This window comes from Streptomyces sp. NPDC056296 (genome assembly GCF_042268605.1).
Lineage (GTDB): Bacteria > Actinomycetota > Actinomycetes > Streptomycetales > Streptomycetaceae > Streptomyces.
Genome location: NZ_JBHJRX010000082.1, coordinates 21,620 through 28,329, shown reverse-complemented (window position 1 = coordinate 28,329; position 6,710 = coordinate 21,620). Strand labels below are relative to the sequence as shown.

The window sequence follows — 6,710 nt, the reverse complement described above, 5'->3', positions numbered from 1 at the left end:
GCGTAGGGGAAACGCCCGGTTACATTTCGAACCCGGAAGCTAAGCCTTACAGCGCCGATGGTACTGCAGGGGGGACCCTGTGGGAGAGTAGGACGTCGCCGAACTCCTCTTAGAGCTCTGGCTCTTGGGCATGCAGCCCGAGAGCCAGAGCTTTTTTGCGTTGAGGTAAGGTCAGGGAGCATCATTGGCTCGTTTCACCCCAGGAGGCCCCCGCGTGGAGGTCCAGGAGACCCGCGTGCAGACCGACCGGGTCCTCACCATCCCGAACATCCTGAGCATGGCGCGCCTCGCCGGCGTACCGCTCTTCCTGTGGCTGATCCTCCGCCCCGAGTTCGGCGGCCCGCAGAGTGACGGCTGGGCGCTGTTGGTCCTGGCCCTGAGCGGAGTCAGCGACTACCTGGACGGGAAGCTCGCGCGGCGCTGGAACCAGATCAGCAGCCTCGGCCGGTTCCTGGACCCCGCCGCCGACCGGCTTTACATTCTGTCCACCCTGGTGGGCCTCACCTGGCGGGAGATTCTCCCGCTCTGGTTGACCCTTGTACTGCTTGCCCGGGAAGCGGTGCTGCTCGTGATGGTGGGCATCCTGCGACGCCATGGCTATCCGCCGCCGCAGGTGAACTTCCTGGGGAAGGCCGCCACCTTCAACCTCATGTACGCCTTCCCTCTGCTTCTGCTCAGTGACGGAAGCGGATGGATCGCGTCACTCGCCGCTGTTTTCGGATGGGCGTTCGCCGGATGGGGTACAACCCTGTACTGGTGGGCAGGTGTTCTCTACGTGGTGCAGGTCCGCCGTTTGGTCCGTGCGGACACCATGGCCGACTGAACTCGCCGATTGTGCGGCCCCAGTGGCCGGATGGCCCCCACGGCAAAAGTGCGGGACTCTGGTCGGGTGAAGTCGGTCAATCCGTCGTCTCTTAGAGGAGGACGCTTCCGACATGAAGGCCGTCGTGATGGCTGGAGGCGAAGGCACGCGCCTTCGTCCCATGACCTCAAGCATGCCCAAGCCGCTCCTGCCGGTGGTCAACCGGCCGATCATGGAGCACGTTCTGAGGCTGCTCAAAAGGCATGGGCTCAACGAGACCGTCGTCACCGTCCAGTTCCTGGCCTCGCTGGTCAAGAACTACTTCGGTGACGGCGAGGAGCTCGGAATGGAGCTCACCTATGCCAATGAGGAGAAGCCACTCGGTACCGCCGGAAGCGTCAAGAACGCCGAGGAGGCGTTGAAGGATGATGCGTTCCTCGTTATTTCCGGCGATGCCCTGACCGACTTCGACCTCACCGACCTGATCAATTTCCACAAGGAAAAGGGTGCGCTCGTCACCGTGTGTCTGACACGCGTGCCCAATCCCCTGGAATTCGGCATCACCATCGTCGACGAAGAGGGCAAGGTCGAACGCTTCCTGGAGAAGCCGACCTGGGGCCAGGTCTTCTCGGACACCGTGAACACCGGTATCTACGTCATGGAGCCCGAGGTGTTCGACTACGTCGACCCCGATGTGCCCGTGGACTGGTCCGGTGACGTCTTCCCGCAGCTGATGAAGGAAGGCAAGCCCGTCTACGGCTACATCGCCGAGGGCTACTGGGAGGACGTCGGCACCCACGAGAGCTATGTGAAGGCCCAGGCCGACGTACTGGAGCGCAAGGTCGACGTCGACATCGACGGCTTCGAGATCTCGCCCGGCGTCTGGGTGGCCGAGGGCGCCGAGGTGCATCCCGACGCCGTACTCCGCGGGCCCCTCTACATCGGTGACTACGCCAAGGTCGAAGCCGGCGCCGAAATCCGGGAACACACGGTCGTCGGCTCCAACGTGGTCGTCAAGAGTGGCGCCTTCCTGCACAAGGCCGTCGTTGCCGACAACGTGTACGTCGGGCCGCACAGCAACCTGCGGGGCTGCGTCGTCGGGAAGAACACCGACATCATGCGCGCCGCGCGGATCGAGGACGGCGCTGTCATCGGGGACGAGTGCCTGGTCGGTGAAGAATCGATCATCCAGGGCAACGTCCGGGTCTACCCGTTCAAGACCATCGAGGCCGGTGCCTTCGTCAACACCTCGGTCATCTGGGAGTCCCGGGGCCAGGCGCACCTCTTCGGTGCACGCGGGGTGTCCGGCATCCTGAACGTGGAGATCACGCCGGAACTGGCGGTACGACTGGCCGGCGCCTACGCGACCACGTTGAAGAAGGGCTCCACCGTCACCACGGCCCGCGACCACTCGCGTGGTGCCCGCGCGCTGAAGCGGGCGGTGATCTCCGCCCTGCAGGCCAGCGCCATCGACGTACGGGACCTGGAGAACGTACCGCTGCCCGTGGCACGGCAGCAGACCGCCCGGGGCAGCGCAGGCGGGATCATGATCAGGACCACGCCCGGGGTGCCGGACTCCGTCGACATCATGTTCTTCGACGGACAGGGTGCCGACCTGTCGCAGGGCAGTCAGCGGAAGCTGGACCGGGTGTTCGCGCGGCAGGAGTACCGGCGGGCGTTCCCGGGAGAGATCGGGGACCTGCACTTCCCGTCCAGCGTCTTCGACTCGTACACCGGGTCGCTGCTGCGGAACATCGACATCACGGGGATCGCGGAGTCCGGGCTCAAGGTGGTCGTGGACGCGTCCAACGGCAGTTCGGGGCTGGTCCTGCCCAGTCTGCTCGGGAAGCTCGGAGTCGACTCGCTGACGATCAATCCCGGTCTCGACGAGTCCAGGCCGACCGAGTCGGCCGACGTGCGGCGGTCGGGGCTGGTGCGCCTCGGGGAGATCGTGGCGTCCTCGCGGGCGGCGTTCGGTGTGCGGTTCGACCCGGTCGGTGAGCGGCTGTCGCTCGTCGACGAGAAGGGCCGCATCATCGAGGACGACCGTGCGCTGCTGGTGCTGCTCGACCTGATCGCGGCCGAGCGGCGCAGCGGCCGGGTGGCGCTGCCGGTGACGACCACCAGGATCGCCGAGCAGGTGGCGGCCTATCACGGCACCCAGGTCGAGTGGACGACCACCTCTCCCGACGACCTGACGCGGGTCGGCGGCGAGGAAGGAGCGATCTTCGGCGGTGACGGGAAGGGCGGCTTCATCGTCCCGGAGTTCAGCAGCGTCTACGACGGTACGGCCGCCTTCGTGCGGCTGATCGGACTGGTGGCGCGGACGCAGCTCACGCTGAGCCAGATCGACGCGCGGATCCCGCGGGCGCACGTTCTGAAGCGTGATCTGGCCACTCCGTGGGCGGTCAAGGGCCTGGTGATGCGGCGGGTCGTCGAGGCGGCCGGAGACCGCTTCGTGGACACCACGGACGGCGTGCGCGTGGTGGAGACCGACGGGCGCTGGGTGATGGTGCTGCCCGACCCGGCCGAGGCGGTCACCCATCTGTGGGCAGAGGGCCCCGACGACGCGTCCGCGCAGGCGCTGCTCGACGAGTGGTCCGCAGTGGTGGACAGCGCGGGCCGTTAAGAACACACCGCACGCGTGCGTGCCGGACAAGTGTCCCCAAGGGGGCCTGTCCGGCACGCCGGTGGGGCCATTCGGAGGTAGTGGCCGTGGCGTGCGACGATGTGCGGCATGCCGCAGCAACCCCCCGTTCGGAGCACATTCACGCGGCCCGCGCGCCCGGACGCGTCCATGTCCTTGCTCACCAACGTCATGGACCACAGCCTCGACGACGGCTACGCCGAGGCCGCCGCGCGGAAGAAAGCCGAGGGCACCGGCGGAATGCCCAAGACCCTCCGCGCCAAGCTCGGACTGGCCGCCGGGCTGGTGATGGCCGCCCTGGTCGTCACGGTCGGCGCGGCCCAGGCACGGGTCGCGGCTCCGGCCGTCGCCAAGGAGCGCGAAGAGCTCATCGACCGCATAGAGGGCGAGACCTCCACGGCCGACAAGCTCGAGGAGAGCGTCGACAAGCTGCGCGAGGACGTGAGCGCGCGGCAGCGCGAGGCGCTCGAGAAGAACGGCGACAGTGACCGCTCCGACCTGATGGGCGTCCTGTCGGGCGCGGTCGAGGTGCACGGCCCGGGTGTGAAGCTCGTGGTGAACGACGCCAAGGACACGGGCACGGGCAGCGACGGTCAGCCGCGTGGCACCTCCGGGTTCTCCGACACGGGCCGGGTACGGGACCGGGACATGCAGCGCGTGGTCAACGGGCTGTGGGAGTCGGGGGCCGAGGCGATCTCCATCAACGGGCAGCGGTTGACGGCGCTGTCCGCGATCAGGGCCGCGGGGGACGCGATACTGGTCGACAACAGGCCGCTGGTGCCGCCGTACACGGTGCTCGCGGTGGGGGACGGCGAGGGGCTCAGCTCCCGGTTCCAGGACAGTGCCGACGGGCTGTACCTGCATGCCCTCCAGGAGAACTACGGCATCCGGACCGCCATCTCCGTCGCGGACGACCTCGAACTGCCGGCCGCGACGAGCGTGATCGTACGTACAGCACAGCCGATAACCGAGAAGGGCACATCGTGATCGCCGTACTGGGCCTCGTCGTGGGAGTCGTGGCCGGCCTGTTGGTCCGGCCCGAGGTGCCGGCGGCCGTCGAGCCTTATCTGCCGATCGCCGTCGTGGCGGCGCTCGACGCCGTCTTCGGTGGTCTGCGGGCCATGCTCGACGGAATCTTCGACGACAAGGTCTTCGTGGTGTCGTTCCTGTCGAACGTGGTCGTGGCCGCACTGATCGTGTTCCTGGGCGACAAGTTGGGCGTCGGGGCCCAGCTGTCCACCGGCGTGGTGGTCGTGCTCGGTATCCGGATCTTCTCCAACGCCGCGGCGATCCGACGCCACGTCTTCCGGGCGTGAGGCCGATGAGCGACCACGAAGAGCAGAACGCGAACAGGCTGAGCAAGGAGCTGCCCGACGAGGTGCCGCCGGCGGCGTCCCCGACGGCGTCTCTGACGGCGGAGGCACCGGACGCCGACGCGCCGGTCGAGGAGCAGCCGGAGCGGCAGACCGATCCGGGGCCGGGACTGACCGGTAGGCAGCGGCTCTTCAAGGGGCTGTGGCCGCCGCGCCTCACCCGAGCCCAACTCATCGTCGCCCTGCTCCTGTTCGGTCTCGGTTTCGGCCTGGCGGTCCAGGTGGCGTCGAACAGCGACAGTGATGGAGCGCTGCGCGGCGCCCGGCAGGAGGATCTGGTCCGCATCCTCGATGAACTGGACGACCGTACTCAGCGTCTTGAAGACGAGAAGCAGGGCCTGGAGAAGCAGCGCGACGAGCTGGAGAACAGCTCCGACCAGGCAGAAGAGGCCCGCAAGCAGACGCTCGAGAAGGAGCGGCAACTGGGCATTCTCGCGGGCACCGTGGCGGCGCAGGGGCCCGGCATCACGGTGACGATCGAGGACACGAAGGGGGCGGTCGAGGCGGACATGCTGCTCGACGCGATACAGGAGCTGCGCGCGGCGGGCGCGGAGGCGATCCAGGTGAACGGCGTACGGGTCGTCGCCGGCACGTACCTCACGGACTCGGACAAGACCGTGAGCGTCGACGGGAACAAGATCAACGCGCCCTATCGTTTCCAGGTCATCGGCAAGCCGCAGGACCTCGAACCGGCTCTCAACATTCCTGGAGGCGTGGTGCAGACTCTGGAGAAGGAACAGGCCACCGTTACGGTTGAGCGGTCGAGCAAGATCGTCGTGGACGCCTTGCGAGCGGTGAAGCGGCCTGACTACGCTCGGTCGTCCTCCCAGTGAACCGGCGGTGCATGGGGGGCGACCGGCGAGGGCATGAGGTTGCGGGGGGTCGGCGCACCGATTGGGTGGTGCGTGGTGGAAACTGTCTGGTGGAGACGGACGTTGTGAAGATGTCCGGGTCGGTCAGTACGGTCAGTCAGGGTTCGTCCTGCCCCACGGGCGGGTCTGTTTCGGTCAAGGGGAATCGCCCGTGAAGTTGTTTGCGAAGTTGTTCGGCAAGAGCACGCGAGAGGGTCGCGAGAACGCGACCGCTCGCCATCGGGCACAGCCTGATGCGGAGGGCGGGCGCCCGATGTTCCGGGACCAGGTGGCTGGTCCGGGCGGTGGCATTTCCGGTGGTCAGGGCGCGCCGTCTGTTGACCCTGCGCAGTCCGGCGACATAGGTTTCGGGCAACCGTCAACCTCAGGTACGGGTGGAGGGTTTGCCCCCGGCCCGTATGCGTCGAACGCCCCGGCGGGGCAGCCGCGGCAGGAGGATCCGTCCATGTCGGCCCTGGTCTGTACGAGGTGCGGTAACCGCAACGCGGAGAACAGCCGCTTCTGCTCCAACTGCGGCGCGCCGCTGCGTGCCGGGGCGGTTCCGGAGCGTGCGTCCGAGACGACCTCCACGATCTCCATCTCCGGCCTCGAGGCGTACGACGCCGAGGTCACCGGCCAGACGGCGATGCCGGCGCTTTCTCCCGAGGCGCAGGCGGCCGTCGACGCGCTGCCGCTCGGCTCGGCGCTCCTGGTCGTGCGCCGTGGTCCGAACTCCGGCAGCCGCTTCCTGTTGGACGGTGAGCTGACCACCGCGGGACGTCATCCGCAGAGCGATATCTTCCTGGACGACGTGACGGTCTCGCGCCGGCACGTGGAGTTCCGCCGCAGTCCGGACGGCTCGTTCACGGTGGCCGACGTCGGCAGCCTGAACGGCACGTACGTCAACCGCGAGCGCATCGACCAGGTCGCCCTGTCGAACGGTGACGAGGTGCAGATCGGCAAGTACCGGCTGGTCTTCTACGCGAGCCAGCGGGGTTACTGACCCGCCCCCGGGCACCGCCCGGGGAACCTCCAGG

Annotated in this window: 6 protein-coding genes and 1 rRNA gene; all 7 read left to right on the top strand. The window is 67.7% G+C overall.

Annotation, left to right across the window (positions count from 1 at the left end; genetic code table 11):
- Nucleotides 1-104: ribosomal RNA gene (gene rrf / locus ACFCZF_RS37420) — 5S ribosomal RNA — on the top strand; the annotation flags it as partial.
- A 110-nt stretch (nucleotides 105-214) separates the two neighbouring features.
- On the top strand, nucleotides 215-823 hold the full coding sequence (locus ACFCZF_RS37415; RefSeq protein ID WP_375905310.1) for a CDP-alcohol phosphatidyltransferase family protein: 609 nt from the start codon (nucleotides 215-217) through the stop codon (nucleotides 821-823).
- A gap of 112 nt (nucleotides 824-935) precedes the next feature.
- Nucleotides 936-3,431 (top strand): sugar phosphate nucleotidyltransferase, encoded by a 2,496-nt coding sequence (locus ACFCZF_RS37410; RefSeq protein ID WP_376675455.1) that lies wholly within the window; start codon nucleotides 936-938, stop codon nucleotides 3,429-3,431.
- A gap of 168 nt (nucleotides 3,432-3,599) precedes the next feature.
- On the top strand, nucleotides 3,600-4,436 hold the full coding sequence (locus ACFCZF_RS37405) for a DUF881 domain-containing protein (protein ID WP_376675454.1): 837 nt from the start codon (nucleotides 3,600-3,602) through the stop codon (nucleotides 4,434-4,436).
- The gene (locus ACFCZF_RS37400) at nucleotides 4,433-4,765 is read left to right on the top strand and encodes a small basic family protein (RefSeq protein ID WP_003977440.1); all 333 of its coding nucleotides are present in this window, start codon (nucleotides 4,433-4,435) and stop codon (nucleotides 4,763-4,765) included. The genes ACFCZF_RS37405 and ACFCZF_RS37400 overlap by 4 nt, the downstream gene beginning before the upstream one ends.
- Nucleotides 4,766-4,770: 5 nt before the next feature.
- Complete coding sequence (locus ACFCZF_RS37395; protein ID WP_376675453.1) at nucleotides 4,771-5,655, top strand: DUF881 domain-containing protein; 885 nt, start codon at nucleotides 4,771-4,773, stop codon at nucleotides 5,653-5,655.
- A 61-nt stretch (nucleotides 5,656-5,716) separates the two neighbouring features.
- A complete protein-coding gene (locus ACFCZF_RS37390) occupies nucleotides 5,717-6,676 on the top strand; it encodes an FHA domain-containing protein (RefSeq protein ID WP_376675452.1) in 960 nt (319 codons plus the stop codon).
- Nucleotides 6,677-6,710: the final 34 nt, after the last annotated feature.